Annotated in this window: 28 protein-coding genes and 1 riboswitch; of the genes, 21 read left to right on the top strand and 7 right to left on the bottom strand. The window is 60.2% G+C overall.

All coding sequences use genetic code 11. The features are described from left to right. Position 1: 1 nt before the first annotated feature. A complete protein-coding gene (xdh, locus tag DW233_RS01030) occupies positions 2–2,779 on the top strand; it encodes a selenium-dependent xanthine dehydrogenase (protein ID WP_118266269.1) in 2,778 nt (925 codons plus the stop codon). 536 nt (positions 2,780–3,315) lie between these two features. On the opposite strand, the gene DW233_RS01025 is transcribed toward xdh, so the two are convergent. The 4 genes from DW233_RS01025 to DW233_RS01010 form a co-directional block, all read right to left on the bottom strand. Then, positions 3,316–3,534, bottom strand: a complete 219-nt coding sequence (locus DW233_RS01025) for a hypothetical protein (RefSeq protein ID WP_117564167.1) — start codon at positions 3,532–3,534, stop codon at positions 3,316–3,318. A gap of 51 nt (positions 3,535–3,585) precedes the next feature. After that, positions 3,586–4,068: a hypothetical protein gene (locus tag DW233_RS01020; protein WP_117635331.1), complete on the bottom strand. Its 483-nt coding sequence runs from the start codon at positions 4,066–4,068 to the stop codon at positions 3,586–3,588. A 57-nt stretch (positions 4,069–4,125) separates the two neighbouring features. Next, the gene (locus DW233_RS01015; RefSeq protein ID WP_118266267.1) at positions 4,126–4,581 is read right to left on the bottom strand and encodes a helix-turn-helix transcriptional regulator; all 456 of its coding nucleotides are present in this window, start codon (positions 4,579–4,581) and stop codon (positions 4,126–4,128) included. A 572-nt stretch (positions 4,582–5,153) separates the two neighbouring features. Then, positions 5,154–5,576 carry a hypothetical protein gene (locus DW233_RS01010; RefSeq protein ID WP_117564170.1) on the bottom strand — a complete coding sequence of 141 codons (423 nt, stop codon included), beginning with the start codon at positions 5,574–5,576 and terminating at the stop codon, positions 5,154–5,156. An 8-nt stretch (positions 5,577–5,584) separates the two neighbouring features. Beyond that, a riboswitch (SAM riboswitch) is annotated at positions 5,585–5,675 on the bottom strand. 269 nt (positions 5,676–5,944) lie between these two features. On the opposite strand from DW233_RS01010, the gene DW233_RS01005 reads away from it, so the two are divergent. Further along, on the top strand, positions 5,945–7,267 hold the full coding sequence (locus DW233_RS01005; RefSeq protein WP_118266265.1) for an ATP-binding protein: 1,323 nt from the start codon (positions 5,945–5,947) through the stop codon (positions 7,265–7,267). A 37-nt stretch (positions 7,268–7,304) separates the two neighbouring features. Here the strand turns inward: DW233_RS01005 and DW233_RS10565 are convergent, their stop codons facing one another. Both DW233_RS10565 and DW233_RS00995 read right to left on the bottom strand, forming a co-directional pair. Continuing rightward, positions 7,305–8,291, bottom strand: coding sequence for a hypothetical protein (locus DW233_RS10565; RefSeq protein WP_118266264.1), 987 nt, complete (start codon positions 8,289–8,291; stop codon positions 7,305–7,307). A gap of 123 nt (positions 8,292–8,414) precedes the next feature. Beyond that, entirely contained in the window at positions 8,415–9,068 is a 654-nt protein-coding gene (locus tag DW233_RS00995; protein WP_118266262.1) for a transcriptional regulator, read from the bottom strand. 277 nt (positions 9,069–9,345) lie between these two features. Between DW233_RS00995 and dpaL the strand changes: the two genes are divergently transcribed. The 5 genes from dpaL to hydA all read left to right on the top strand — a co-directional run bounded on the left by dpaL (position 9,346) and on the right by hydA (position 15,723). After that, the gene (gene dpaL, locus DW233_RS00990; protein WP_118266260.1) at positions 9,346–10,560 is read left to right on the top strand and encodes a diaminopropionate ammonia-lyase; all 1,215 of its coding nucleotides are present in this window, start codon (positions 9,346–9,348) and stop codon (positions 10,558–10,560) included. Between the two features lie 232 nt (positions 10,561–10,792). Next, entirely contained in the window at positions 10,793–12,178 is a 1,386-nt protein-coding gene (locus DW233_RS00985; RefSeq protein ID WP_055252228.1) for a YgeY family selenium metabolism-linked hydrolase, read from the top strand. A gap of 201 nt (positions 12,179–12,379) precedes the next feature. Beyond that, complete coding sequence (gene ygeW / locus DW233_RS00980) at positions 12,380–13,582, top strand: knotted carbamoyltransferase YgeW (RefSeq protein ID WP_118266258.1); 1,203 nt, start codon at positions 12,380–12,382, stop codon at positions 13,580–13,582. A 149-nt stretch (positions 13,583–13,731) separates the two neighbouring features. Next, positions 13,732–14,343: a nucleotidyltransferase family protein gene (locus DW233_RS00975; protein WP_118266256.1), complete on the top strand. Its 612-nt coding sequence runs from the start codon at positions 13,732–13,734 to the stop codon at positions 14,341–14,343. Positions 14,344–14,355: 12 nt separating this feature from the next. Continuing rightward, positions 14,356–15,723 carry a dihydropyrimidinase gene (gene hydA, locus DW233_RS00970; protein ID WP_118266254.1) on the top strand — a complete coding sequence of 456 codons (1,368 nt, stop codon included), beginning with the start codon at positions 14,356–14,358 and terminating at the stop codon, positions 15,721–15,723. 79 nt (positions 15,724–15,802) lie between these two features. Here hydA and yqeC read toward each other — a convergent pair whose 3' ends face one another. Then, positions 15,803–16,540, bottom strand: coding sequence for a selenium cofactor biosynthesis protein YqeC (gene yqeC, locus DW233_RS00965; RefSeq protein ID WP_118266252.1), 738 nt, complete (start codon positions 16,538–16,540; stop codon positions 15,803–15,805). 102 nt (positions 16,541–16,642) lie between these two features. Here yqeC and yqeB point away from each other — a divergent pair, with 102 nt between their 5' ends. The 14 genes from yqeB (at position 16,643) to map (ending at position 26,577) form a co-directional block, all read left to right on the top strand. Next, positions 16,643–17,437: a selenium-dependent molybdenum cofactor biosynthesis protein YqeB gene (gene yqeB / locus DW233_RS00960; protein ID WP_089573559.1), complete on the top strand. Its 795-nt coding sequence runs from the start codon at positions 16,643–16,645 to the stop codon at positions 17,435–17,437. A gap of 9 nt (positions 17,438–17,446) precedes the next feature. Further along, complete coding sequence (locus tag DW233_RS00955) at positions 17,447–18,490, top strand: XdhC family protein (protein ID WP_118266250.1); 1,044 nt, start codon at positions 17,447–17,449, stop codon at positions 18,488–18,490. A gap of 201 nt (positions 18,491–18,691) precedes the next feature. After that, the gene (locus DW233_RS00950) at positions 18,692–20,005 is read left to right on the top strand and encodes a uracil-xanthine permease family protein (protein WP_158567776.1); all 1,314 of its coding nucleotides are present in this window, start codon (positions 18,692–18,694) and stop codon (positions 20,003–20,005) included. A 330-nt stretch (positions 20,006–20,335) separates the two neighbouring features. Then, positions 20,336–20,893 carry a 50S ribosomal protein L5 gene (gene rplE / locus DW233_RS00945; protein ID WP_006235260.1) on the top strand — a complete coding sequence of 186 codons (558 nt, stop codon included), beginning with the start codon at positions 20,336–20,338 and terminating at the stop codon, positions 20,891–20,893. Between the two features lie 79 nt (positions 20,894–20,972). Further along, positions 20,973–21,158, top strand: coding sequence for a type Z 30S ribosomal protein S14 (locus tag DW233_RS00940; protein ID WP_022094280.1), 186 nt, complete (start codon positions 20,973–20,975; stop codon positions 21,156–21,158). A 119-nt stretch (positions 21,159–21,277) separates the two neighbouring features. Then, positions 21,278–21,676: a 30S ribosomal protein S8 gene (rpsH, locus tag DW233_RS00935; RefSeq protein WP_118266247.1), complete on the top strand. Its 399-nt coding sequence runs from the start codon at positions 21,278–21,280 to the stop codon at positions 21,674–21,676. Positions 21,677–21,709: 33 nt separating this feature from the next. Continuing rightward, the gene (gene rplF, locus DW233_RS00930; RefSeq protein ID WP_118266245.1) at positions 21,710–22,246 is read left to right on the top strand and encodes a 50S ribosomal protein L6; all 537 of its coding nucleotides are present in this window, start codon (positions 21,710–21,712) and stop codon (positions 22,244–22,246) included. 75 nt (positions 22,247–22,321) lie between these two features. Continuing rightward, positions 22,322–22,690 carry a 50S ribosomal protein L18 gene (gene rplR, locus DW233_RS00925; protein ID WP_006235264.1) on the top strand — a complete coding sequence of 123 codons (369 nt, stop codon included), beginning with the start codon at positions 22,322–22,324 and terminating at the stop codon, positions 22,688–22,690. Between the two features lie 14 nt (positions 22,691–22,704). Then, positions 22,705–23,229: a 30S ribosomal protein S5 gene (gene rpsE, locus DW233_RS00920; RefSeq protein WP_055252236.1), complete on the top strand. Its 525-nt coding sequence runs from the start codon at positions 22,705–22,707 to the stop codon at positions 23,227–23,229. Between the two features lie 2 nt (positions 23,230–23,231). After that, the gene (gene rpmD, locus DW233_RS00915; protein ID WP_006235266.1) at positions 23,232–23,414 is read left to right on the top strand and encodes a 50S ribosomal protein L30; all 183 of its coding nucleotides are present in this window, start codon (positions 23,232–23,234) and stop codon (positions 23,412–23,414) included. Positions 23,415–23,417: 3 nt separating this feature from the next. Next, complete coding sequence (rplO, locus tag DW233_RS00910) at positions 23,418–23,867, top strand: 50S ribosomal protein L15 (protein WP_006235267.1); 450 nt, start codon at positions 23,418–23,420, stop codon at positions 23,865–23,867. After that, positions 23,861–25,147, top strand: a complete 1,287-nt coding sequence (gene secY / locus DW233_RS00905) for a preprotein translocase subunit SecY (protein ID WP_089573561.1) — start codon at positions 23,861–23,863, stop codon at positions 25,145–25,147. Before rplO ends, secY begins: the two co-directional genes overlap by 7 nt. Positions 25,148–25,165: 18 nt before the next feature. Beyond that, positions 25,166–25,792: an adenylate kinase gene (locus DW233_RS00900; protein ID WP_055252238.1), complete on the top strand. Its 627-nt coding sequence runs from the start codon at positions 25,166–25,168 to the stop codon at positions 25,790–25,792. Then, positions 25,789–26,577: a type I methionyl aminopeptidase gene (gene map, locus DW233_RS00895; protein ID WP_117564184.1), complete on the top strand. Its 789-nt coding sequence runs from the start codon at positions 25,789–25,791 to the stop codon at positions 26,575–26,577. The genes DW233_RS00900 and map overlap by 4 nt, the downstream gene beginning before the upstream one ends. The last annotated feature ends 56 nt before the right edge of the window (positions 26,578–26,633 follow it).

Raw genomic sequence — 26,633 nt, 5'->3', positions numbered from 1 at the left:
CATGGCACAGGAATTCACTTTTACCGTTAACGGCGTGGAGCGCACAACGACTCAGAACAAGCCGCTGCTGCGCTACCTGCGCGACGACCTGCACATCCATTCCGCCAAGGACGGCTGCTCCGAGGGCGCCTGCGGCACCTGCACCATCCATGTGGACGGTGCCGCCGTCAAGGCGTGCGTGCTGACCACTGCCCTTGCCGCCGGCCGCAACATCGTGACTGTCGAGGGCCTGCCCGAGGACGTGCGCGAGGCCTTTGTGTACGCCTTTGGCGCCGTGGGCGCCGTGCAGTGCGGTTTTTGCATCCCCGGTATGGTCATGGCAGGCGCGGCGCTGATCGCCGAGGACCCCGAGCCCACCGAGGAGCAGATCAAGTACGCCATCCGTGGCAACGTCTGCCGCTGCACCGGCTACAAGAAGATTATTGAGGGCATTTCGCTGGCCGCTGCGGTGCTTCGCGGCGAAAAGCAGATTGACGAGGGCCTGGAGCGCGGCGACGACTACGGTGTGGGCAAGCGCGCCTTCCGTATCGACGTGCGCAAGAAGGTGCTCGGCGAGGGCAAGTACCCCGATGATATCGACGAGCTCGATCAGCCGGGCCTGACCTATGCCAGCGCCGTGCGCTCCAAATATCCGCGCGCCCGCGTGCTCTCCATCGACACCTCCAAGGCCGAGGCCCTGCCCGGTGTGGTGGGCATCCTGCGCGCCGAGGACGTGCCGGTCAACCAGGTCGGCCACCTTATCCAGGACTGGGACGTCATGATTGCGGCGGGCGATATCACCCGCTGCGTGGGCGACGCCATCGTGCTGGTGGTTGCCGAGGACGAGGCGACGCTCGAGAAGGCCAAGAAGCTCGTAAAGATCGATTACGAGCCGCTGGAGCCCGTGCGTAACATTGTCGAGGCCAGGGCTGCCGACGCCCCGCGCCTGCACGACAGTTTCTTTGCCTTTGGCAACACGGTGGAGCTCAAGGACAACGTGTGCCAGAGCCGTCACGTGACGCGCGGCGACGCCGCCAAGGCGCTGGCAGAGAGCGCGTTTACCGTGACGCAGCGCTTTACCACGCCCTTTACCGAGCATGCCTTCTTGGAGCCCGAGTGTGCCGTCGCCTTCCCGTACAAGAACGGCGTCAAGGTGCAGTCGACCGACCAGGGTGCCTACGACACACGCAAAGAGTGCGTCCACATGTTTGGCTGGGACAACGAGCCCGAGCGCGTGGTCGTCGAGACCATGCTCGTGGGTGGCGGCTTTGGCGGCAAGGAGGACGTGTCCATCCAGCACTTGGCCGCGCTCGCCGCCTATAAGTTCCAGCGTCCTGTGAAGTGCAAGCTCACACGTGCCGAGTCGCTCGCTTTCCATCCCAAGCGCCACGCCATGGACGGCACCTTTACGCTGGGCTGCGACGCCGAGGGCAACTTTACCGGCCTGGACTGCGAGATCAACTTTGACACCGGCGCCTACGCGTCGCTGTGCGGCCCGGTGCTCGAGCGCGCCTGCACGCATGCCGTCGGCCCCTACAAGTACCAGAACACCGACATTCGCGGCTTTGGCTACTACACCAACAACCCGCCCGCCGGCGCGTACCGCGGCTTTGGCGTTTGCCAGTCCGAGTTTGCGCTCGAGAGCTTGATCGACTTGCTGGCAGAGAAGGTCGGCCTGGACCCGTGGGAGATTCGTTACAGAAACGCCATCGAGCCGGGCGAGGTTTTGCCCAACGGCCAGATTGCCGATTGCTCCACGGCGCTTAAGGAGACGCTGCTCGAGGTCAAGGATGCCTACTATGCGCATCCCGGACACGCCGGTATCGCCTGCGCCATGAAGAACGCCGGCGTGGGCGTGGGCCTGCCCGATGCCGGCCGCTGCAAGATTCGCGTCGAGGATGGCGTGGCCGTGGTCTATGCCGCCACGTCCGACATCGGCCAGGGCTGCAACACCGTCTTTTTGCAGGACGTTGCCGAGGCCTGCGGTCTGCCGCTGAGCTGCATCGCCAACGGCGAGTGCTCTACCGAGAACGCTCCCGACTCCGGCACCACGTCTGGCTCGCGTCAGACGGTCGTGACCGGCGAGGCTGTGCGCGGCGCCGCTTTCCTGCTGCGCGATGCCATGGTTGGCATCGAGGCCGGCAAGCCTGCGCCCGCCGCTCCCGTGAGCGCGCATGGCGACGGCGTCAAGATCGAGTACGACGACGGTCGCGCCTATCAGCTGCGCGCGCAGGAGCTCGTCGCTGGTCAGGGTATGCATCCTCAGGACCCCGCGACCGCCATCAAGGCGCTCGAGGGATGCGAGTTTGGCTACGTGTATCTGGAGCCGACCGACAAACTGGGCGCCGACGTCCCCAACCCCAAGAGCCACATCTGCTACGGCTTTGCCACGCATGTGGTCATTCTGGATGATGACGGCCGCGTGAGCGAGGTCTATGCCGCGCACGATTCCGGCAAGGTGGTCAACCCCATCTCCATCCAGGGTCAGATCGAAGGCGGCGTGCTCATGGGTATGGGCTATGCGCTTACCGAGGATTGGCCGCTCAAGGACTGCGTGCCCCAGGCAAGGTACGGCACGCTCGGGCTGTTCCGTGCGCCCGAGATTCCGGATATCCACGCCATCTACGTGGAGAAGGACGAGCTACTGCCCGTGGCATACGGCGGCAAGGGCATCGGCGAGATCGCAACGATCCCCACAGCGCCCGCCGTACAGAATGCCTATCGCGCATTTGACGGCAAGCTGCGTCCGGATCTGCCCATGGTGGATACGCCGTACAGCCGCGCCCGTCACCGCGGGTAGGGTAGAGCGCGGATGGCATTTCTGACGGGCTGTTCGCGCTCACCATCAACTGCATATGCTGTGCCTTTGGCCCCGGCTCCATCGCGAGCCGGGGCCTTTTGTTTGGAGCGGAAACTGTGTCCCGGAATAGGCGCTCAGAATGGGATGCGCTTTCCCCTTGGAGCCCTCGGCGGAGATTGCATCCCAGAATCCGCGCCTGGAATGGGACACACGATTGTCCGTGCCCGCATCCCACCATATTCGGGATGCGGGTTTCTGCGCTTTTGTGCATCAGGCAAGCAGCTGCTTTTGGCGGCTCTCCCGGGCTGCGCATCGCTTGTGATGTCGATGCGACCGACCAGAGAGTCGGCGCATTGGTCAATCGCATTACAAAAGACAGGTTTATTGAGATTGGTGAACTGACGGCCATGGCCCATACCATTGTGGTTGCCTAGATTGAAAGCTGAGATGGAAAGTGCTTTCGGACAGGAGGGCAATATCAAGCCCCACGTTCCCTGTGGGAAGTGGGGCTTTCAAGGGCTGCTAGTTAATAGTTATTAGAGGTAGCCGTTCAGCCAATCGGGCATATTGGGATCGTCAATGCTCCACGAATCTTCTTCATGCTCGCTTTCTTCCCAGTTGCTTTCGTCCCCATCGAAGAACTTGCGCCTATTACACTTGTATTTGACAACCGTGTCGCCCTCACGGCGGTATTCATTCCAGTAGTAGTTTTGCTTTCCGTATCCGTTCCATTCTTGAGTTCTGTATATGACCATGGTGTCTCCTTTTCGTTTGCGTACGCGGGGCGCACGGTGTATCAGATTTGACTACTGGGCTATGACTTGCGCAATGTGAGTTTTTTTGGCGTTAATGCTCGCAAGTTCGTCGGAAGTAAAAACAAACGGGACAACCGCTTCATCCCATTCGATATTTGAGAAGGTATAACCGGCGCGCGTTACTTTGACTGTTTCTTTCCCAAAGAGTTTGCCGACTTCTGTGAGCTTGTAACCCCAGGGCTCTTTTGTCATCATTCCGCTGGAGACGAGACGCTTGTTAACTGCCTGATTCGAAAGAAGCAAGTCATGTCCGAGTCCCGTTGCAGTCTTCTTGACTCCGGTAAGGTTGACCACTGGCAAGGAGGCCTTTTCTGCTGCCTTAGCAATCGTGGCAACACCTTTGTCTGCGCCGTTGCAAATAGTTTTGAATTTAGGCGTATGGCCCGTTTTCGCGGCAATCGTAATGCTAACGATTGAACTGATTGCCACAAATACACCGATGCCAATCTGGACTTTGTGCTGCTCGAGCCACACGAGGCCTTTGTTCTTTGCGGGCAGATCAGTGTTTTCCGACTCCAATTTCTGTACACCTCATTTCTTGATTGATTTTGCAAGTTGATATGCAAGAGAGCCCAATGCCGGAATCAATGCCGATGAAGCGGGGATTAGGGCGGCGGTGAGAGCGGTTGCTCCAACTATGGCGCTCTGCTTAGTAGCTGCCTCTTGTTGTGTCCCCTTCTCATCCCCTTCTTTAAGGGCATTTTGCATCTTCTCTAGTTTGGGTGCTACTGGTTGGTCAACGAATAGCTGAATTATTTTTGCCAGATCCTCGTTTCCGCTGACGGCGATTTCGTTGTTGAATACCGCCCTGATGGCGAGATAGTGCATCTTCGTCATCTGCGTTTTACCCGTCTCAAGGCTGCTGACGGTTTGCTTTGTTATGCCTAGTTCGTTCGCAAGCCGTTCGCCACTCCAGCCCGCCGCCTTGCGAATGGTTGACAGGTGAACTTGGAGCCTGCTGACTAGTTCATCATCCGTTGAAGTCATTTCTGCCTCACATATAGTAAAGAATCCTTATTACTGTCAGATATTATATACCCAGTCAGAAATTTAGCAATTACTAAGTGAGTCTTAGTTTATTCGGCTGGCTCCTGAATCTCCTCAGTTTTAAACTGAATTGAAAACGATACCGACGCCGGCGTCTTGTTCTCATGTTTTAAAGGTATGGGCAGGTATTGTTCGACAGACGATGGCCTCGATGCCGATTTCATGCATCCCCTCAGGGGTCATCCGTCCAGGAACCTGTTTTCCATCGTTGCGTGGTCAGCGAGACGTGCAAGGAGCACATCGACCGTATGGGCGGCTGTTATTTCTGCACAGTTGAGAGGGCATCTTGGAAGACGTGTCCATGGCGATTTTGGGAGACGCTAACCGCTTGGATTATAGTGGACGGTCGGTCTTAGAGGCCTATGGGTGGGAGATGTTGTTTCACTTGCCAACGACCGGCCGGGGTCTGGCTTAACCGACGTGGAACGTGATTGCACCATCTGGTAGCAAGTCGAGTTGCAGATGAGTACACCCGATCGTGTGGAATAAGGCTTCAGGAGCGCTCCACCTGTTTACACCCCCGCAATCCCGCGCGCGGCACTCAGCAGCTCATACTCCCTCTGGCTCCACTGGTGCAGCTTGGCAGCCTCGACGGCATCACGACACAAGTCCAAAAACACCTCGGCGCCCTCGCAGAAGCACTCACGGGCAAAGTCACCCGAGCCGCTTGCGACGCACGAGCCGTCGGCAAAGAGCTTCCAGCTGGACGACTCGCGCGAGTCGTCTCCGAGCAGCTTAATCTGTAGCACGTGCGGGTCGCCGGCAACGCAGAGCTCTTCCTCGAGCACCTGCACGGTAAAGCGCATCTGGTGGGAGAGGCTGCTCTTGACCATGGCCGAGGCATAGCCGTTCGGCTTGTCCAGAAGATGCATTCGTTTTGGCTTGGCTACCAGGTTGTGGAAGTTGCGCTCACTGCGCACGGAGAAATTGTCCATACGGACTCCTTTCATCGATGTTGGCAGGGCCACCGTGCCTCTTGGCCGGTTGGCGTCGGGATCGTGGAGCCAACTCTCTACCCCGACTCTGGATAAAACGCGCCCGCTCCTTGCTGGCACGATGGAGTCTATCAGCGCGCGCGGACACAAATCAAGCGCCGCCTGCGAAATGATGTGCAGACGGCGCTTGATTTCGCCGGCTGCTGTTAGGCTTAAATCCGAAAAAGTGTCGAAATATCCCGTATAAAAGTACGGAAAAGTGTCGTAATACACACTTCAAAACCTCGAAAAAGTGTCGATTTGAGCACATAACAATCACGGAAAAGTGTATCCTAGTGCTAAAACAGCACGTAATAAGGGGTACGCTTATGCTACAGAGAAAAGCGAAAGCAAAGTTTGAATCTTGGCTTGCCTCGTCGCCTAACAAGGCTCTTTTGGTCAAGGGCGCCCGACAGGTAGGAAAGTCATATTTGGTCAACGTCTTTGCAAGCGAATCGTTCGAAAATGTCGTGACGTTCGACCTTATCGCCGACGCGTCCGTGCGCGATTCGTTTTTGGCGGCAAAAAGCGCGGATGACCTGCTTATGCGCATGTCTATTGCTGCAACGCAGCCGATGGTTGCGAACAAGACCGTTGTGGTTATCGACGAGGTACAGCGATGCCCCAACGTAGTGACGTTTATCAAATACCTGGTCCAGCGCGGCGACTTTCGATACATCCTTACCGGATCGCTCCTTGGTGTTGAGCTCGAGGGCATCGATTCCCTGCCGGTGGGGTATGTCGAGCAGGTCCAGATGTACCCGCTCGACTTTGAGGAGTTCTGCTGGGCAAGCGGCGTTGCTGCCGGAGCGTTTGACATGCTCAGGGGTTGTCTAAAGGACGAAAAGGAGCTCCCCGGCTATCTGTATGACCGCTTGCTCAATCTGTTCCATCAGTATGTGGTGGTGGGGGGCATGCCCGACGCGGTCAATTCCTTCTTGGCGACGCGCAATGTCGACGAGGTTCGAAACATCCATCGCGATCTTCACGCCCTGTATCGCGATGACATCGCAAAGTACGCTCCGCCTGAGCTACGCTTGGTTATTCGCGATATCTATGATCTGATTCCCAGCGAGGCCGGCTCCAAAAACAAGCGATTCAAACTGTCATCGATTAACGGTGTCAAACGTTTTTCGCAGGTGACAGATCATTTTCTCTGGCTATCGGAGGCGGGTGTCGCGCTTCCCGTGTATAACGTAACGGCGCCCGTGGCACCCCTTTTATTGGGGGAGCAACGAAATTTGTTCAAGCTGTTTTACTTGGACACCGGAATGCTCATGTCGTCGTATTCCAAAAGGGTCGCCCAAGGCGTTTTTGATGGGGGGGCGGAAGACGCCTTTGGCATGAACATGGGGGCGGCGTTTGAGGGCTTCGTTGCCCAAGAGCTCAAAGCCCACGGATTCAGATTGCGCTACTTTACGTCTAAAAAAGTCGGCGAGCTCGATTTTGTGGAGGAGACGCTCGATGGGGAGGTCCTTGCCATCGAGGTCAAGTCGGGCAAGAGCTTTAAGTCCCATGCGGCGCTCGACAACGCGCTCGCGACGAAGGGCTACGGAATCGATCGCGCCCTGGTACTTGCGGAATGTAATCTTCACCGCGATGGTGACGTGCTGTATCTGCCCATCTTTATGGCAGGGCTTTTGGAGCCGTAACATGCCGCCGGCTCTTCCGGCCCTCCCTTAACCCTCGCTACTCGTCGTCTCCGTCGTTGGGGTCGCCCTTGAGGGTGTTGATGTCCAGGTACTCGTCATCGTTCTCTTTTTGCTGGGTCTCCGACTCCGCTTGGGTGGGGCCGCGGAACAGCTGGAATCCCTCAAACGCAATGACGCCGAGCAGGGCAATGACAATGGCGATAAAGGCAACCTTGACTGCCTGCGGAAATTCCGAGAAACGCGGCGCCTTTTCCTCGGCGTAATAATCGGCGAATCGCTCTTCGCCCGTGCTTTTGGTATACGCCGGCGCGGACGCGGCCTCCGGGTCATATTCCGGTGCAGGCGTGGCAGCGTACGGATCGTTGAGATAATCGCTCGATGCGGTGCCGTAATCCTCGGTCTCGATGCGACCGGCGTCAGCATAGCCATCGGAATAATCGGAATATGCCGCACCGCCCTCATAGCCCGCGGCGCTCGTGTTGGCGGCAAAAAGCGGGTTAACTGGAACGTCGAGCGCCGGCATGCCGGTAGAGGTCTCATCCAGATCGGCTGCAGCCCAGGAATCGTAGGCAACCTGATGGGCAACGGGCTCATCGAGCCTTGTGACCGGAGGCTTGCGTGCCACAGGAACAGGCAACTGCTGGGCGCTGTACATAACGGTGCTGTCGGCCGATTTGCCCTGCGTCGCTGCAGCGAGAAATGCCGCCGTCTCGGACGGGTCGCTTGCGGGGCGGGGAGCGGGTGTGGGCGCCGAAGTGGGTGTGGGTGTAGGCGCGGGCGTCGAAACGGGCGACTGCGCAGGAGTCGGCGCAGATGCGGGCTTAGGCGCAAGTGCGGGATTGGGGCTTGACGGGCGAGCCCCGCCGCCCATGAGTTCGTCGGCGGTCCACGGGCGATCATCCATCACGTCGTCAAGGCTCAGCGAAAACAAGTCGTCTTCACCCTCATCGAACATGCGGTGCACATGTCCACCAATTGCCGGAATCAATCCGCGACCGGTGCATGATGCCTTGCTCAACGCCATTCTGTTCCACCCTTTCGAAATACTAATGACATCGATTATATGGAACTTTCCAAGCGGCTCGGTCTTGGATTCATGCTTTCCAGAACTCGCGCCCAAAAGGGGAGGGGCAATCCAGGTGAGTGCCTACTTGTCGCCTGCTGCCGCCTTGGCCTCATTGAGGTAGCTATAGAAGCTGTATTTGGAGATACCAAAGAACTCGCAGGCGCGCTCGCTCGACTTGGAAATGAGGAAGGCGCCGCGACGGTCGAGGTAGCCGATGGCACGAATGCGCTCGTCTTTGGTCATGAGCGCCGCGGGCTTGCCCACAAACTGCTCGCACTCGTGCAGCAGGTCCTCGAGCAGGTCGCCGATGTTCTTGGTAATGGGCTCGGGCTCGGTGTAGCCCGTGCCGCCGGCGCCGGTAAAGGCATCGAGCGAGCGCTCAAAAGCCTTCATGAGCGTAATGTCAAAGTTAATGCCCAAAATGCCGACGGGCTTGCCCTCGTCGTTGCGGATAAAGATGGTCGAGGACTTGAGCAGCTTGCCGTCGGTGGTCTTGGTGAGGTATGGCTCGCGGTCGTGCACGTCGGTGGTGCCCTCGTGCATGGACTCAAACACAATATGGCTGGGGCCGTCACCCAGTTTGCGCCCGCTGACGTGGCCGTTTTCGATCACTACGATGGAGTGGTCCACGTCCTCGGTCTCCAGGTCGTGGACGACGACTTCGCAGTTGGGGCCAAATTGGAGCGCCAGGCTGCGCGCAAGACGCTTGTAAAACTCAATCTGTGCGGGGGTCATAGGTGCCTTCCTAAAAATTAGTTTGGGCTCACTGTGCCATAAACCACACCTGTTCGCAAATAACGAAAGCATCGCTGCGTTATGCGACCGTTCGGCGGCGAAAAGGTACCGATTACGGCAACAAACAATTTGTTAGGTTTTCCATTCAAAAAGTGTGATAGAACAGTGCTAACAAACTTTTTGTTTGGCATCCACATAAAAGTTCAGCCGCATGAATGGGAATGGGCTGAAACGCGTATGCGGGGGCCGGCAAGAGAGAACTTAAGGAGTTCACCGTATGGCCGATAAGATCCAGTGGGCGGGCAACACGATGCCCAAGAGCGATGACAAGCACTTGGGAATCATGAGCCTCGACCACGTGAAGAAGGCCCGCGCCTTCCACCAGTCGTTCCCCCAGTACACCGTCACTCCGCTTGCCCGCCTGGACGGCCAGGCCGCACGCCTGGGCCTGTCCAACCTGTGCGTTAAGGACGAGAGCTATCGCTTTGGCCTCAATGCCTTTAAGGTTCTGGGCGGTTCGTTTGCCATGGCCAACTACATTGCCGACGAGACCGGCAAGGACGTTGCCGAGTGCACCTTCGATTACCTGACCTCCGATCAGCTTGCCAAGGACTTTGGCCAGGCTACCTTCTTTACCGCCACCGACGGCAACCATGGCCGCGGCGTGGCATGGGCTGCCAACAAGCTGGGCCAGAAGGCCGTCGTGCACATGCCCAAGGGTTCCACCAAGCCCCGCTTCGATAACATCGCCGCCGAGGGCGCCACGGTGACCATCGAAGAGGTCAACTACGACGAGTGCGTGCGCATGGCCGCCGCCGAGGCCGATGCCTGCGAGCGCGGCGTCATCGTTCAGGACACCGCCTGGGAGGGCTACGAGAAGATCCCGTCCTGGATCATGGAGGGCTACGGCACCATGGCTTCCGAGGCTGCCGAGCAGCTGCGCGAGATGGCCATCAACCGCCCGACGCACGTCTTTGTCCAGGCTGGCGTAGGCTCGCTCGCCGGCGCCGTGGTGGGCTACTTCACCAACCTGTATCCCGATAACCCGCCCACCTTCGTCGTGGTTGAGTGCGCGCCTGCCGCCTGCCTGTACAAGGGTGCTGCCGCCGGCGACGGCGATCCGCGCATCGTGGACGGTGACATGCCCTCCATCATGGCCGGTCTGTGCTGCGGCGAGCCCAACATCCTGGGCTGGGATATCCTGCGCAACCACGCCACCGCCTTCGTGTCCTGCCCCGACTGGGTCACCGCTCGCGGCATGCGCACCCTGGGCGCTCCCGAGAAGGGCGACCCGCGCGTCATCTCCGGCGAGTCCGGCGCGGTGACCACCGGCCTGGTCGAGACCCTCATGCTCGATCCCGAGTACGCTGAGCTCAAGGAGCTCATCGGCCTGGACAAGACGAGCTCCGTGCTCTGCTTCTCCACGGAAGGCGACACGGACCCCGACCAGTATCGCCGCATTGTTTGGGAAGGCGAATATCCGACCTGCTAATCGTTGGGCGGCGCAACGCGCCGCGCCAAATTCCTATTAGACCCCCTATGTCCTGCAGATGCATGAACCCGGGAGGCGGAGCGATACCTATTTGCTCCGTCGCGAGTTCCGCACGCAAAGGAAAGCACTTAATGTGCTTTCCGTCTTGCGCAGGACTGTCCGAGCAGCGGAGCAAATAGGTATCGCTCCGCCACCTCACAGGTAGATTCCTTCGTTTGAAAGGTTATGAACAATGGCTAAAGAACTCGATTTCGACGCTATCAAGGCTGCTGCTGAGTCTCATCGTGCTGATATGACTCGCTTCCTGCGCGCCATGATCTCGCACCCCTCTGAGTCTTGCGAGGAGGGCGAGGTCGTCGCTTGCATCAAGGCCGAGATGGAGAGCCTTGGCTATGACGAGGTCAAGGTCGACGGCCTGGGCAACGTCATGGGCTTTATGGGCGAGGGCGACAAGATCATCGCCATCGACTCTCACATCGACACCGTCGGCATCGGCAACATCGAGAACTGGGATGCCGATCCCTATGAGGGCTACGAGACCGACGAGATCATCTACGGCCGCGGCGGCTCCGACCAGGAGGGCGGCATGGCTTCTGCTACCTACGCTGCCAAGATGATGAAGGACATGGGCCTCATCCCCGAGGGCTACAAGATCATGGTCGTCGGCACCGTCCAGGAAGAGGACTGCGACGGCATGTGCTGGCAGTACATCTACAACAAGGACGGCATTAAGCCCGAGTTCGTCATTTCCACTGAGCCCACCGACGGCGGCATCTATCGCGGTCACCGCGGCCGCATGGAGATCCGCGTCGACGTTCACGGCACCTCCTGCCACGGTTCCGCTCCCGACCGCGGCGACAACGCCATCTACAAGATGGCCGACATCATCGCCGACGTCCGCGCCCTCAACAACAACGGCTGCGACGAGTCGACCGACATCAAGGGCCTCGTCAAGATGCTCGACCCCAAGTACAACCCCGAGCACTTTGAGGACGCCCGCTTCCTGGGCCGCGGCACCTGCACCGTCAGCCAGATCTTCTACACCAGCCCCAGCCGCTGCGCTGTCGCTGACTCTTGCGCCATCTCCATTGACCGTCGCATGACCGCCGGCGAGACCTGGGAGTCCTGCCTGGACGAGATCCGCAACCTGCCGGCCGCCAAGAAGTACGGCGACGACGTGAAGGTCTCCATGTACATGTACGACCGTCCGTCCTGGACCGGCGAGGTCTACGAGACCGAGGCTTACTTCCCCACGTGGATCAACAAGGAGACCGCTCCGCACGTCAAGGCCCTCGTCGACGCCCACAAGGCCATGTTCGGTGACGAGCGCATCGGCTGCGAGCCCAGCATGGACAAGCGCACCGGTCGTCCGCTGTGCGACAAGTGGACCTTCTCCACGAACTGCGTTTCCATCCAGGGCCGCTATGGCATCCCCTGCGTCGGCTTTGGCCCGGGTGCCGAGTCTCAGGCTCACGCTCCCAACGAGGTCACCTACAAGGACGACCTGGTCACCGCTGCCGCCATGTATGTTGCTGCTTTGAACCTCTACGATCCGAGCCAGGCCGATGGCGACGCTACCGTGTTCCGCGCCGGTCTGACCAACAACAAGATCGACTAGTCCCATTCCTTGATCTTGTTGAGCCGGGGGCCGCTCGTGTCCCCGGCACCCCCTGTTGACTTGGGGCCCGCGGTCGTTATCTCCCATGCTTCCTCAACGGTAGCGGGTCCTCGTCATAGCGCTCTGCATGTTCTAGCCACACGCGCATGCCGGAGCACATCTACTCATTGCGATCGTTTCATCTATGGAAAGGATATTTACATGGACGCCAAGTTTACCGAGCCCGTCGAGCAGCTGAACGGCCTCGATTTTAAGGGCATGTACGGCAGCGACTTCCTGCACACCTGGGATAAGACCACCGATGAGCTCAAGGCTCTCTACATCGTTGCCGACGCCCTGCGCGAGCTGCGTGAGAACAACGTTTCGTCCAAGATCTTCGACTCGGGCCTGGCCGTCTCCCTGTTCCGCGACAACTCCACCCGTACGCGCTTCTCCTTCTCTAAGGCCGCCAACCTGCTCGGCCTCGAGCTACAGGACCTGGACGAGAAGAAGTCCCAGATCGCTCACGGCGAGACCGTCCGCGAGACCGCTACCATGATCTCCTTCATGGCCGACGTCATCGGCATCCGCGACGACATGTACATCGGCAAGGGCGACGCCTACATGGCCGAGGTCTCCGAGTCTGTCCAGCAGGCCTACGAGGACGGCGTTCTGGATCACCGTCCCACGCTCATCTCCCTGCAGTCCGATTCCGATCACCCCACGCAGTCCTCTGCCGACATGCTCTACCTCATCAACGAGTTTGGCGGTCTTGAGAACCTCAAGGGCAAGAAGGTTGCCGTCACCTGGGCCTATTCGCCCTCTTACGGCAAGCCGCTGTCCTGCCCGCAGTCGCTGATCAGCCTGCTGCCCCGCTTTGGCATGGACGTCACCCTGGCCCACCCCGAGGGCTACGACCTCATGCCCGAGGTCGTCGAGCGTGCCAAGGGCTATGCCGCCGAGTCCGGCACCACCTTTAAGCAGGTCAACACCATGGCTGAGGCCTTCGAGGGCGCCGACATCGTGATCCCCAAGAGCTGGGCTCCGTTTGCCGCCATGGAGAAGCGTACCAACCTGTACGCCGAGGGCGACGACGCCGGCATCGCTGCGCTCGAGAAGGAGCTGCTCGCTCAGAACGCTACGCATCAGGATTGGTGCTCCACGACCGAGCTCATGGAGAAGACCGCCAACGGCCAGGACACCATCTTTATGCATCCGCTGCCCGCCGACATCTCCGGTGTCTCCTGCGAGCACGGCGAGGTCAACGCCGACGTCTTTGACATGCATCGTGTGGGCATGTACAAGGAGGCCAGCTACAAGCCGTACGCCATCGCAGCCATGATGTTCCTGCAGAAGGTTGCCGATCCCGCCGCTACCCTTAAGGCCCTCGACGAGCGCAACACCGCCCGTTGGTTCCAGGCCTAAAGCTGGGCTGAGGTAAGCCATGTAAAGGGGGCGCTCTGCCAACCGGCGGGGTGCCCCTTTTTGCATCGTGGGCGTGCGGGATAAGCGCTTTCGATGTGGATGCCCGCGACGCGAGTTATGGGTACGATGGTTTCAGGGGAGGTATCGCCATGAAACTTGGTTGCGTCATTATGGCTTCGGGCGAGGGCAAGCGGTTTGGCTCTAACAAGATGCTTGCCGATATCTATGGCAAGCCGCTGATTGCCCGGACCATCGATTCGGTTCCCCGGGGCTTTGACGTCGTGGTTTCGACGCGTTGGCCCGAGGTCGCCCAGATTTGCGAGGACAAGCATTGCCCGTGTGTGCTGCACGATGGCAAGCTCAGAAGCGAAAGCGTCCGTGCGGGCCTTTCGTGGGGGGCGAGCCGCGGCTGGAAGGGTTGCCTCTTTTTGCCGGGCGACCAGCCGCTCGTGAGTTCGGATTCTTTTGAGGCCATGGTTCGCGCGTTTGATGAGCGTGGCCGCAAGTATCCGGTGCGTCTTGCGTGCAACGGTGAGCCTTCGAGCCCGGTGCTCTTTCCGGCGGAACTGTTCGATGCACTTATGTGTCTTGAGGGTAAGGACGGCGGCGGTTCGATCCTCAAGGACCGTACCGACGTGGTGCTGGTCGAGGCGCGTGCCTACGAGCTGTGGGACGTCGATACCGTCAAGGGACAGCGACGCATAACGGAGCATATCGCCGCCTGCTCGTATTTTGATCGCGTGGCCAACTGCATCAATTAATAAGGAGCAATTATGATCATCATCAAAAACGGCGCGCTCGTGACGCCCCAGGGGCTTCGCCGCGCCGATCTTGCCATGGATGGCGATAAGATCGTGCGGATTGCCGCGGCGATTGAGCCGGCCGAGGGCGATACCGTCGAGGATGCTGCGGGCTGCTGGGTGTTCCCGGGCTTTATCGACGGCCACACGCACATGCAGTGCTGGACCGGCATGGATTGGACGGCCGATAGCTTTGAGACCGGTACGCGTGCGGCTGCCTGCGGCGGTACGACGACCATCGTGGACTACGCGACGGCCGATCGCGGCGTGACCATGCCCGATGCCTTGGCCGAGTGGCATCGCCGCGCCGACGGAACCTGCACGGCCAACTACGCCTTTCATATGGCACTCGCCGAGTGGAACGAGCGCAACCGCGCCGACCTCTCGGCCATGCGCGAGGCGGGCGTATCGTCGTTCAAGACCTACTTTGCCTACGATCATCTGCGCCTGGACGATGCCGAGACGCTCGAGGTGCTGGAGGAACTCAAGCGTATTGGCGGCATACTGTGCGTGCATTGCGAGAACGGTACGCTGGTGAATGAGCTGCAGAAGCGCGTGTTTGAGCAGGGTATCCACGGGCCCGAGGGCCATGCGCTCAGCCGTCCGGATGTGTGCGAGGCCGAGGCCGTGAGCCGTCTGCTGTATCTGGCACACCTGGCCGGGGATGCTCCGGTCAACGTGGTACACCTTTCGACCAAGCTGGGGCTCGAGGCCATTCGCGCTGCCAAAGCGCACGGGCAGAAGAACATCTATGTCGAGACCTGCCCTCAGTATCTGATGCTCGACGACACCTGCTATCTGGAGCAGGGCGAGGACGGCTTTGCGGGCGCCAAGTACGTGATGAGCCCGCCGCTGCGCCATGCCGGTGACCGTGCCGCGCTGCGCGAGGCGCTTGTGGCTGGCGAGATCGATACTATTGCGACCGATCATTGCAGCTTTAACCTGCACGGGCAAAAGGACCGAGGACGCGATGATTTCCGCGCGATTCCCAACGGCGGGCCCGGCGTGGAGCATCGTCCCGTTGCGATTGCCACGAGCTTTGAGGGACAGCTGGGTCCCGAGGATCTGTGCCGCTTGATGAGCGAGAATCCGGCGCGCGTTTTTGGCATGTATCCGCGCAAGGGCTGTCTTGCCGAGGGCGCCGATGCCGACGTGTGCGTGTGGGATCCGTGCGCGCGTTGGACGATCAGCGCCGCGACGCAGCATCAGGCCGTGGACTACACGCCGCTCGAGGGCTTTGAGGCACATGGCCGCGCCAAGGCCGTGTTTGTGAACGGCGTGCTGGCGGCACGCGACGGCGAGCCCACCGGAGCCCAACCCGGCCGCTACGTGCCCCGCTAACGGGAAGACCGCCGGGGTAGCTAATTTGGGAGATGATTTTTTGGGACGGGGTAGCAAAAAGAGCCCCGTCCCAAATTTGCTACCCCTGGAGGCTGGTGGCGATGAGGGGGCGGTTGAGGGCTGCCTCGAAGCGATCTGCCATTGTTGGGTCGGCAAGCGTGTCGGCTTGGTTGGGCATGATACGGGCATTGCTGAGGTTCAGCATCTGCAGCTCGGCATTGAGCACCTGGGCGACGCGCTCTGGGGTGGCAGCGTCGGTGGGCTCGCAGCCGCAGCGCTCGCAGAAGAGCTCGGGGCGGTGGACAACCTCGGCGACGGGCTTGCCCAGCCCCGAGGCGCCGACGACCCAGACAACGTTTGTCGCGGCGGCGGGAATTACCGGCTCCCAGGCGGCATGTGCCTTGAGCGGGAGTCGCTTGCTGCCATCTGCCTCGGCCAACACATAGTCAAAGCGCTGCGCCAGCTCGTTGAGCGGCTCGGCGGGGGCGGAGAGCTTGCCTGTCTCCGGGTCCAAAACACCCGTCTGGCAGATGCTTCCGCGGACAAGTCCCGCGCATGCCTCGCAGGTGCAGCCGGGAACATGTAGGGTCCCCGGCTTCCAAGGCGCGGCGTCCAGGCGACGGCTCGACCCGTCCCATGGCACGCCGGCGACGGGAAACATGTGCGTGGTGGTACAGAGGAGCACGCGGCCGCCAGCGCGCATGAGCTCGAGACCCAGCGTCTTCAGCAGCGTCGACTTGCCGCCACTGCCGATAATCGCGGTAATGCCCGGCTCGATCCTGAGCGCGGAGGCAAGATTGCCGCTAACCGTTTCCATCTGTTCACCGCCGTATAATACTGTGATAATAAATAATCATCAGAGTAGCGGCCGAACCGCTTTTGCTCTGCTCAAACCGTAGCACAGGGAGGTACCCCGGGAATGCTCGTTTATGTTCGCGGCGCCGGCGATATCGCCACGGGCGTCGCCGCTCGCTTGGTGCGCGCCGGCGTTTCGGTCGTTATGGCCGATATCGCGGTTCCCACGTGCATCCGCCGCACAATCTGTTTTTGCGAGGCCATTCGCCTGGGCGAGGTCGAGGTCGAAGGCATTCGCGCTCGCTTGGCACGGACGCCGGCTGAGGCGCTTGAGATTACCGAGGCTGGAGACGTCGCCGTTGTGGTGGACCCTCAGGCCAAGATGCTCGGCGAGCTGAAACCCGCGGCTGTGGTCGACGCGATTTTGGCTAAGCGCAACTTGGGCACCACGCGCGACATGGCGCCTGCCGTCATCGCTGTGGGGCCGGGCTTTACCGCGCCGGTTGACTGCGACGCCGTGGTCGAGACCATGCGCGGGCATTTTCTCGGCCGTGTCATTACCCAAGGTTCGCCCCAGCCCAACACGGGCGTGCCGGGCATTATCGCCGGCTATGGCAAGGAACGTGTTATCCACAGCCCCGCCGCCGGCGTGTTTCGGTCCGACCGCGCAATCGGCGACATCGTGAGCGCCGGAGACGTGATTGGCTACGCGGGCGATACGCCCATGTGCACGCAGATCGATGGCTGTCTGCGCGGGCTTTTGGCGAACGGCGTGCAGGTGACTGAGGGCTTTAAATGCGCCGATGTCGACCCGCGCGGCGATGCCAGCTATATCAACTACATTTCGGACAAAGCGACGTCGGTCGGCGGCGGCGTGCTCGAGGCACTCGCTATGCTCACCGATGTCTTTAGAGGATAGAAGGCGGCAATGGAAAAGCTCGATGTTGTGAATGCGGCGCTTGCCGCCCTGCGTGCTGGCGAGACGTGCGAGCTGGTGGTCGTGGCCGGTACGGCGGGGTCGTCCCCGCGCGGTGTGGGCGCCTGGATGGCCGTCTTTGCCGATGGCAGCCAGGCGGGCACTATCGGCGGCGGCAAGATTGAGCTCTTTGCGCTGGATGAGGCGCGCGAGCTCCTGAGCGCGGGACAGTCGCGTCTGGTCCGCTACACCATGGGCGGCGAGAACTCCGATACCGGCATGATCTGCGGCGGAGCCATCTGCCTGTGCTACCTGCATTTGGATGCGACTCAGGCACCGTTGTTCCAGTCGGTTGCCGACGTCTTGGCCTATCGGCGCATCGGCGACTTCGTCATCGACTTTGAGCCGTTTATCGCGAGCGCGCTCGAGGGCGATGTGGTTGAGTACCATGGCGAGACATCGCGCCATACCATTGCGGGCTGCCCCGAGCTTTCGCTGGTGGAGGAGGGGAGTAAGGTCACCTACACCAACGCCGCCTCCGAGATTCCCCCGGCGCACATCGAGACGCTCTGCCCCGAGGGCCTGACCTACATCTTTGGCTGCGGACACGTGGGCGCTGCGACGGCGCGCGTACTCACGGCGGCGGGCTTTGCCGTTGTGGCGTGCGATGACCGCCCCGGCACGCTGACGCCCGAATGGGTGCCCGGTGTCTACGATCGTCGCCTGGTCGATTACAAGAACCTGAGCAAGCAGTGCCCCATCGGCCCGCGCGACTTGGTGGTCGTGGCCACGGCAGGCCACAAGTCCGATATCGACGTGGTGATTCAGGCCATGCGCGCTAAACCCGCCTATCTGGGCTGCTTGGGCTCGCGCCGCAAGACGGCCTTTGTGCGCGCCCGTTTGGAGCAGGAGGGCTTTACGCAGGACCAGATCGACGGGCTGCACCTGCCGATCGGCGTTGCCATCGAGGCCGAGGATCCCGAGGAGATTGCCATCTCCATCGCCGCCGAGATGATCCACCTGCGCCGCACCAAACTCGTCCCCCGCAAGCGATAGTCTTATCCCCATATATGAGTTGCGGTGGAATAGGGACTGTTTATGCCTGTTAAGCCATCAAACAGTCCGTATTTCACCGCAACTGCTGTTTGTCCCCGGGGGATGCAGGATAGCGGGTCAAAATGCTACCTGTGTCATATGCCCTATAATGTCCGACCGTTGAGCGGCATGGGACCGCTGCTTAGGGTATGGGAGGCGCAAATGGCAGAGTCGGCAGCAGGGGATGCCCTGTTCGAGCGTACGGGAAAAGTTTCGTTTGTGCAGGTATTACCCCATGCACTGCAGCATGTGCTGGCGGCATTCGCGGGTATCGTCACGCCCGCCATCATTATCGCGTCGGTCTGTGGCTTTACCCCTCAAGAGGAAGCCGCTGTCATCCAGGCGTCGCTTGTCCTCTCGGCGCTCGACATTTTCCTTCAACAGTTCCCCATAAAAGGTGTCGTCGGTTCGGGCCTGCCCATCGTGATGGGCGCGAGCTTCACCTTCGTGCCGGCGCTCAAGGCGGTCGGTCTCGAGCTCGGCTTTGAGGCCGTGCTGGGCGCCCAGGCAATCGGTGGCGCGCTCGTCGTGCTCTTCGGCCTGCTGTTTAGGCGCGTGAGCTTTCTGTTCCCGGCCCCGGTGCTCGGCACCGTCATCTTTGTCATTGGCCTGTCACTATGCCCAGTGGCGGTTGCCTCCATGGCGGGCGGGGAGGGCGCGGCCGATTTTGGCAGTGTCACCAACTGGGCCGTCGCGCTCGTGACGTTTGTCGTTACCTTTATGGCCGGCAACTACGGCAAGGGCGCGCTTAGACTGGGCAGCATCCTGGCCGGTATCTGCGCGGGCTTTGTTTTGGCTGCGGTGTTGGGCATGGTCGATTTCTCGGCCATCGCGACTGCCAGCTGGTTCGCCCCGCCGGCTCTGGGCGCCCATCGCCTGGTGTTCGACCCGGCCGCGTGCGCCGTCGTGGGCGTTGTCGCCATTGTCAACGCCGTGCAGGTCATGGGCGAGTTTGCCGCCGTGTCGTCCGCTGCGCTCGATATCCCTGCGACCGATAGCCAGATCTCGGGTGGCCTGATCGCCAACGGCCTGGTCGGTATGCTGTCAGGCTTTTTGGGCGGCGTCCCCACGGCAACCTTTGGCCAGAATGTGGGCATTATCGCCGAGAACAAGGTCGTCAACCGCATGGTCTTTACGCTTGCCGCCGTCATCTTGCTCATCGCGGGCCTGCTGCCCAAGTGTGCGGCGGTACTCACGTCCATTCCGCAGCCGGTCATCGGCGGCGCCACGATCGGCGTGTTCGCGACCATCGGTATGAACGGTGTGGTCATGTTTGCCCGCCACGGCCTGTCTCAGCGCGATACCACGCTCATGGGTCTCTCTATCGCCTTTGGCACGGGCATTGAGCGCACGGCCGGCGCGCTTGCCGGCGCTGGATTCCCCGCATGGGTTGGCACCGTCTTTGGCGGATCCTCCATTGCTGTCGCCGCGCTCGTTGCTGTGATCCTCAACCTGGTCCTCCCGCGCCAAAAATAACGCCCCATATATGAGTTGCGGTGGAATAGGGACTGTTTATGCCTGTTAAGCCATCAAACAGTCCGTATTTCACCGCAACTGCCTAGGGATCCGTTTTCCTCCGTCGCATGCGGACGCATTTGTGCGGGGGAGTTGTGGAGTTGTGCAGGCAGACGAGGTTTTTCTGGAAATACGCTCCCGATGCGCGTATAGTACCGATTGTTTTGTCGGCTCCTGCTGCGTCGAGTCCAAACCGCGAAATGCCATGAGCGGCGCGGATGCAGTCAGGAGGCACGAGGACAACCCATCGTGGCCACGCCCCGTGCTTAAAACCCCAAGAAGGAGTGAACAATGGCAGAAGAGAAGTATGTGCCGCGTCTGAAGACCAAGTACAACAACGAGGTCAAGCAGCAGCTTCAGGACAAGTTCCAGTACGAGAACGTCATGATGATCCCCAAGTTTGAGAAGATCGTCGTGAACATGGGTGTCGGCGAGGCCGCTACCGATTCCAAGGCCATCGACGGTGCCGTGCGCGACCTGCGCGCCATCACCGGCCAGCAGCCGATGATCACCCGTGCCCGCAAGTCCATCGCTACCTTCCGCCTGCGCGCTGGTATGCCGATCGGCTGCAAGGTTACCCTGCGTGGCGACCGTATGTGGGAGTTCTTCGATCGTCTGACCTCCGTCGCGATTCCCCGTATCCGCGACTTCCGCGGCATCTCCGCCAAGAGCTTCGACGGCCGTGGTAACTTCTCCATGGGCGTCACCGAGCAGCTCATCTTCCCCGAGATCGACTTCGACTCCGTCGATCACCAGCGTGGTATGGACATCACTTTCGTGACCACCGCCAACACCGATGAGGAGGCCAAGGCCCTTCTGGACGCCTTCGGTTTCCCGTTCAAGAAATAGGTTCACCTGCCCTATGAGCGCCGTTCCCAGAAGGGGGCGGCGCTTGGGGCGAACAATACTCTATGTGAGGAGGATATAAGTGGCTAAGACATCGATGATCGTCAAGTGCAATCGCAAGCAGAAGTTCTCTACTCGTGAGTACACGCGCTGCCAGCGCTGCGGCCGTCCGCACTCTGTGTACCGCAAGTTCGGCCTGTGCCGTGTCTGCTTCCGCGAGCTTGCACTCAAGGGCGAGCTTCCCGGCGTTAAGAAGGCCAGCTGGTAAGTCACTACCAGCGTTTCAAGCATCAGTTTGGAACAGGGAAAACGCGCTAAAAAGGCTTTGCCGTTAAGGGCGGCGAAGAACCAAGAGCACGTGTTCATCAAGAACGAAGGAGAATCTGTATGAACCTTACAGACCCGATCGCAGATATGCTTACGCGCATCCGTAACGCTAACTCTGTGAACAAGGCCACGGTCTCCATGCCGAGCAGCAAGAAGCTCGTCGAGATCGCTCGTGTTCTGCACGAGGAGGGCTACATCGAGGGCTACGATGTCGAGGACACCGTTCCCCAGAAGACTCTGCACATCACGCTTAAGTATGGTCCCAAGAAGGCTAAGGTCATCAACGGCATCCGCCGCATTTCCAAGCCGGCCCTGCGTAAGTACACCGGCGTTGCCGACATGCCCCGCGTCCGCGGTGGCCTTGGTACCGCCATTATTTCCACCAGCCATGGCGTCATGACCGACCGCGATGCTCGCAAGCACAACGTCGGCGGCGAGATCATCGCTTACGTCTGGTAATTCGCTCGGTAGGTAGAAGGAAAGGAGATCACCGTGTCTCGTATCGGTAATAAGCCTGTCCAGATTCCCGCCGGAGTCGAAGTGGCAGTCAACGGCAACAACGTTGTCGTCAAGGGCCCCAAGGGCCAGCTCGAGCTCGATGTCTTTGAGAAGCTCGCTATCAACGTCGAGGACAGCGTCCTCACCGTTTCCCGTCCCGACGACGAGCGTGAGACCCGTGCCCGCCACGGCCTCACCCGCGCCCTCATCCACAACATGGTGGTTGGCGTTTCCGAGGGCTTCGAGAAGAAGCTCGAGCTCGCCGGCGTCGGTTACCGCGTGCAGCAGAAGGGCAAGAACCTCGAGTTCTCCCTGGGCTTCTCGCACCCCGTGATCGTCGAGGCTCCCGAGGGCATCACCTTCGAGGTTCCCGACAACACCCACGTGAACGTCAAGGGTATCAACAAGCAGCAGGTCGGTCAGATCGCCGCTGAGATCCGCGGCCATCGTCCTCCCGAGCCTTACAAGGGCAAGGGTATCCACTACGTTGGCGAGCACATCCGCCGCAAGCTGGGTAAGGCCGCCAAGTAGTCGTAACCGACTCACTCGCATAAGACCAGCACCCCGTCAGGTGCTGGCAAGATCAACCTTTTTAGGAGTTTACGTATGAACAAGCATAAGGCGAAGCTGGAAGGCCTCAAGCGTCGTCAGCGTCGTGTTCGCGGCAAGGTCTCGGGTACCTCCGAGCGTCCGCGTCTTCGCGTGACCCGTACTAACGCCAACATCTATGCCCAGATCATCGACGACAGCAAGGGCTCCAGCCTGACGCTCGTCTCTGCCTCGACCCTCGAGGCCGAGTTCAAGGGCACCCACACCTCGAACAAGGAGGCTGCGGAGAAGGTCGGTCAGCTCGTTGGCAAGCGTGCCATCGAGGCCGGCATCACCAAGGTCGCCTTCGATCGCGGTGGCCGTATCTACCATGGCCGCGTCAAGGCCCTCGCCGACGGTGCTCGTGCCGCCGGTCTCGAGTTCTAGGAGGTATGTAGCACATGGCTCGTAATCAGAAGCAGCAGCGCGAGGCCTCCGAGTTCGAGGAGCGCGTCGTTTACATCAACCGCGTGTCGAAGACCGTCAAGGGTGGTCGTCGCATGAGCCTCGTCGCTCTCGTCGTCGTTGGCGACGGCAAGGGCAACGTCGGCGTTGGCATGGGCAAGTCCGCTGAGGTGCCCCTGGCCATCTCCAAGGCGTCTCTCGATGCCAAGAAGAACATGTTCCACGTGCCGGTGACCGAGCAGGGCACCATCCCGCACGAGGTTCTCGGCCACTTTGGTGCCGGCCGCATCATCATCAAGCCCGCTGTCGAGGGTACCGGCGTTATCGCCGGCGGCGCTGTGCGTCCCCTCTTCGAGCTTGCTGGCATCAAGAACGTCCTGTCCAAGTCCCTCGGTACCGACAACGGCCTCAACATCATCAAGGCTGCCGTCGAGGGCCTCAAGGAGCTCTCCAGCCCTGAGGACGTCGCGGCTCGCCGTGGCCTGACGGTCTCCGAGATGTTCGTCGGTAAGGAGAACTAAGCATGGCTGACACCATCAAGATCAAGCAGGTCCGCAGCACCAACGGTTGCAAGCAGGACCAGGTCCGTACTGTCCGTGCCCTCGGTCTCCACAGGATCCGCGAGGTTCGCGAGATTGCTGACAACGAGTCCGTCCGCGGCATGATCTTCAAGGTCAAGCACCTTGTCGAGATTGTAGAGGAGTAGCAAATGCAGCTTCACGATCTTACTCCCGCGCCCGGTTCCACCAAGAACCGCAAGCGCGTCGGCCGTGGCAATTCTTCGGGTCACGGCACCACTTCTGGCCGCGGTCAGAAGGGCCAGGGCTCTCGCTCTGGCGGCACCAAGGGTGCCGGCTTCGAGGGTGGCCAGACTCCGCTGGCCATGCGCCTGCCTAAGCTTCCGGGCTTCCGCAACCCCCGTCGTATCGAGTACACCGCTGTCAACGTTGAGCGTCTCGAGCGTAAGTTCGAGGACGGCGCTGTGATCGACGGTGCCGCTCTTAAGGCCGCTCGCATCACCAAGAGCGAGTTCGAGCCCGTCAAGGTGCTCGGCAATGGTGAGCTCACCAAGAAGTTCACGGTCAAGGTCGACAAGGTCAGTGCTTCTGCGCAGGCCAAGATCGAGGCCGCCGGCGGAAAGGTCGAGCTGCCGTGCTAAATGGTCTTAAGAATGCTTTCCGCATCAAAGAACTGCGCGAAAAGATTCTTTTTACCATAGCTATGCTCGTCGTGTACCGCATTGGTGCGCACGTTCCTGTGCCCGGCATTCCCTTCCAGGGGATGCTGGGCCTTTTCTCGACCGATAACAATTCGGTCGCCGCAGGTGCTATGGCCCTCCTGAATCTTTTCTCTGGCGGCGCGTTGAGCTATGTGTCGGTGTTTTCGCTGGGCATCATGCCTTACATCACCAGCTCGATCATCCTCCAGATGCTCCAGGCCGTCGTGCCTTCCCTGCACGAGCTTGCCCGCGAGGGCGAGGTCGGTCAGACCAAGATTACGCAGTATTCGCGTTATCTCACCCTGGCTCTGGCAATCCTCAACTCCGTGGGTTACCTCTTCCTCTTTAAGAGCTTCGGCATCAGCTTTAATGGCGCCGGCGCTCCCGAGATCATCTTCGACCTCATGGTCGTCGGCACGCTCACCGCGGGTGCCATGCTGATCATGTGGATTGGTGAGCTCATCACCCAGCGTGGTATCGGCAATGGCATGTCGCTGATCATCTTTGCGAACATCATGGCCGGCCTGCCGCAGGCGATCTTCTCCAGCACCGAGGGCAATGCCGGTGGCATCATCACCATGGTGATTATCTGCGCCATCATCCTGCTGGTTATCCCGCTGATTGTTTTCCTTGAGCGCGGCCAGCGCCGCATTCCGGTCTCCTACGCTAAGCGCGTTGTGGGTCGTCGCATGATGGGTGGCCAGACCACCTACCTGCCCATCAAGGTCAACACCGCGGGCGTCGTGCCGATCATCTTCGCTTCGGCGCTGCTGTACTTCCCGGCTCAGATTGCCGTGTTCTTCCCCGGCATCGGCTGGATTCAGGCAGTTGCCTCCGCGCTTTCGACCGGTTGGCTCAACTGGGTGCTTAATGTTGTCCTCATCGTGTTCTTCGCGTACTTCTACACCTCCATGGTGTTCAACCCCGATGACACGGCCGACAACCTTAAGAAGCAGGGTGGCTTTATTCCGGGCGTCCGTCCGGGTAGGGCTACCGCGGCCTACATCAAGAACGCGCTCAACAAGATCACGCTTCCCAGCGCTGTCTTTTTGGCGCTCATCGCCATCGTGCCTTCGATCATCTTCTCCTTCACGGGTAACCATCTGATCCAGGCATTTGGCGGCACGTCCATCCTCATCATGGTCGGCGTCGTGCTCGACACGGTCGATAAGCTCGAAGGCCAGATCAAGATGTATGATTACGATGGATTCTTTAAATAGGCTAGAGGAGGATTGCTCATGAACCTCGTATTGCTCGGAGCTCCGGGTGCCGGTAAGGGCACCGTCGCACAGGAGCTCGTCGCCGAGTTTGGCGTCGCTCACATTTCCACGGGCGACCTGCTGCGTGCTGCCGTCAAGGGTGGCACCGAGCTTGGTATTCAGGCTAAGAAGTACATGGACGCTGGCGAGCTCGTTCCCGACCAGCTCGTGATCGACCTTGTCAAGGAGCGCCTTGCTGCCGATGACGCCCAGCAGGGCTTCATCCTCGACGGCTTCCCGCGCAACACCGCCCAGGCTGTGACGCTCGATTCCGAGCTCTCCGCCATGGGTCGCGAGATCGACTGCGCCCTTCTGGTCGACGTGGCCCCCGAGGTCATCATCGATCGTCTGTCTTCGCGTCGCACTTGCCGCGCCTGCGGTTACACCGGCACCGCTGCCGATGCTACCTGCCCCAAGTGCGCCGGCGAGATGTATCAGCGCGACGACGACAAGCCCGAGACCATCAAGAACCGTCTCGACGTCTACGAGAAGTCCACGAGCCCGCTCGTCGACTACTATCGTGGCCAGGGTCTGCTCAAGTCGGTCAACGGTGACCAGGCTCGCGAGACCGTGTACGGGGATGTCAAAGAGGCTCTCGGTCTATGATCAAGATTAAGTCTGCAACGCAAATCGAGCAGATGAAGAAGGCAGGAGCGCTGTCTAAGATGGCGCTCCGCCACGTTGGAGCCATGGTGCGCCCTGGTGTTTCGACCTTTGAGCTCGATCAGCTCGCGGAGCAGATTATCCGTATGCATGGCGGCACCCCGGCCTTTAAGGGTTACGGCGGGTTCCCCGGTACCATTTGCGCATCGATTAACGATGCCGTGGTCCACGGTATTCCCAACCCCGACATGATCCTGCGCGATGGCGATATCATCTCCATCGATACGGGAGCCGTTGTCGACGGTTGGGTTGGCGATAACGCTTGGACGTTTTTTGTCGGCACACCCACGCCCGAGGCCAAGGCCCTGTGCGAGGTCACGCGCGATTGCCTTAAGGCTGCCATCGAGCAGGCTGTTCCCGGTAACCATATCGGGGATGTTGGTTACGCCGTTCAGTCCCTCGCCGAGTCTCACGGTTACGGCGTGCTTCGTGACTATGTGGGCCATGGCATTGGCCGCGTGATGCACGAGGACCCCAACGTTCCTAACTATGGAAAGAAGGGGAGGGGCGTTCGCCTCCAGGCCGGCATGGTCATTGCCATCGAGCCGATGGTTACGATGGGTTCCAACCATGTGAGCACGGGCTCCGACGGTTGGATTGTTACGACCAACGACCACCTGCCCGCCGCGCACTACGAGAACACCGTCGCCATTACCAATGACGGTCCGGTGATTATCACCACGGATGCCCAAGGTGCTTGGTGTTCGCTCCAAGGCGGAGAAATGTAACAAGTTCCACTTAGTTGTGGAGCCATTACGAAGATATTACGATACGTGCATGCGTA

The organism is Collinsella sp. AM20-15AC (assembly GCF_003471405.1).
In the GTDB taxonomy this organism is placed as follows: domain Bacteria; phylum Actinomycetota; class Coriobacteriia; order Coriobacteriales; family Coriobacteriaceae; genus Collinsella.
Note: the sequence above shows the minus strand (reverse complement) of the source record. Positions and strands in the feature narration are given on the sequence as shown.